Below are 1847 nucleotides of genomic sequence, written 5' to 3'. Positions count from 1 at the left end.
AATTGTGGGAGCTGGCTTGCCAGCGATGAGGCCCGTCAAATCATCACAAAACTCAGACAATGATAAACCGGCCCTCCAGCCGGTTTATTGCTTATCAGGCCGCCCTCCCCATCTGCGCCCGCCGCACCACCGCCGCCAACCGCTTCAACCCCTCATCCAGCCGCGCCGGATCAATGTGGCTGAAGTTCAAGCGCAAATGCCCATGATGCTTGTCCGGCTCAGGAAAGAACGGCTCACCCGGCATGAACGCCACATCATTGGCCAACGCCTCGTTAAGCAAAGTGCGCGTATCCAGCGTTTGCTTCAGCGTCAGCCAGAAGAACAGCCCGCCCTGGGGCATGTTCCACTCAGCCAGATCGGCAAAATGCTCTTCCAGCGCCAACTGAAACGCATCGCGCCGCTGCCGATAGAAATCCCGCAACTCGCTCAAATGCTGTTGATACTTCTGCGAGCCGATCCATTGCAGCGCCTGCCACTGGCCGATGCGATTGGTGTGCAGGTCCGCCGATTGCTTGAGTTTGAGCAGGTGCGGGAACAGATCCGGACTCGCGATCAAGTAACCGACACGCAAACCCGGGAGCAAGGTTTTCGAGACGGTGCCGGTGTAGATCCAGCTGGCTTTTCTCAGACGCGCGGCAATCGGCTTCGCGCTGCCACCATCGAAAGTCAGTTCGCGGTATGGCTCATCTTCAATCAGCGTGACGCCAAATTCATCGAGCAATGCCGCGACTGCGGCGCGCTTGGCCTCGCTGTAGCGCACGGCGGAAGGATTCTGGAAAGTCGGGATCAGGTAGATAAACGCCGGATGGTGTTGTTCCAGACGTTTGCGCAGTTGCGCCAGGTTGGGTCCGTCGGCTTCCTGCGGCACGGTCAGGCAATCGGCGCCAAACAGTTGGAAGATTTGCAGCGCGGCCAGATAAGTCGGCGCCTCCAACAGAATCTCCGTGCCCTTGTCGATGTACAGCTTGGCCGCCAGATCCAGGGTTTGCTGCGAGCCGCTGACCACCAGCACCTGACTCGCCTCGCACGCAAGGCCTAGCGCCCTCGCCTCTGCCGCCAGCGCCTCGCGCAAGGCCGGCTCGCCTTCGCTCATGCCGTACTGCCCCAGCGACAGCGGCATCTCGGCCCATTCCACCTTCGGCAACATCGCCTCAGCGGGCAGACCGCCGGCAAACGACATCACCTCTGGACGCTGGGCGGCGGCGAGAATTTCTCGGATCAAAGAACTTTTCAGGCGCGAGACACGTTCGGAAAAAGCCATGGGGGTCACCGTAGCGAGGCAGGTAAAAAATGAGTCAAACTGGTTGACTGAAACTACGACAGCTTGAGCGAGTACGTCAACATGCTTGACCTTAAAAACCCCGCAAGTCAGCAACAGGCCATGGAAGCGTTCTTCTTCGGCTATCAGGCGTTCACGGCCAAGGCGGATGAAATGCTCGAGCGCCGCGGACTCTCGCGGGTACATCAGCGCATCGTGTTTTTCATCGCGCGCTATCCGAACCTGAGTGTGAAAGAGTTGCTGGCCCTGCTGGGCGTAAGCAAACAAGCGTTGAACATGCCCCTGCGCCAGTTGCAGGAAATGCATCTGGTCGACAGCGTCGCTTCACAGACGGACAAGCGTAAGCGCCTGCTTGAGCTGACGGCGGAAGGCGCGAAGTTCGAGCAGGCGTTGCGCCGTGAGCAGGTGAAATTGCTTGAGCGGGTGTTTGCCGAGGCTGGGGAAGCGGCGGTGAATGGGTGGTTGGCGGTGAATCTGGCGCTTGGGGGCAGTCAGACGCATCTTGATTGACAGGACCGCCCTCTTCGCGAGCAGTCTCGCTCCCACATGGGAACGCTTTACAAAGGTG

General features: G+C 59.4%; 2 protein-coding genes. One reads left to right on the top strand and one right to left on the bottom strand.

What is annotated here, in order from left to right:
• Positions 1 to 94: 94 nt before the first annotated feature.
• Complete coding sequence (locus F8N49_RS27495; protein ID WP_151553292.1) at positions 95 to 1261, bottom strand: PLP-dependent aminotransferase family protein; 1167 nt, start codon at positions 1259 to 1261, stop codon at positions 95 to 97.
• An 81-nt stretch (positions 1262 to 1342) separates the two neighbouring features.
• Between F8N49_RS27495 and F8N49_RS27490 the strand changes: the two genes are divergently transcribed.
• Entirely contained in the window at positions 1343 to 1789 is a 447-nt protein-coding gene (locus F8N49_RS27490) for a MarR family winged helix-turn-helix transcriptional regulator (RefSeq protein WP_051600634.1), read from the top strand.
• Positions 1790 to 1847 lie beyond the last annotated feature (58 nt).

The sequence above is a fragment of the Pseudomonas sp. GXM4 genome, assembly GCF_008923895.1.
Taxonomy (GTDB): Bacteria; Pseudomonadota; Gammaproteobacteria; order Pseudomonadales; family Pseudomonadaceae; genus Aquipseudomonas; species Aquipseudomonas atacamensis.
This window is presented reverse-complemented; position numbering and strand designations above follow the sequence as displayed.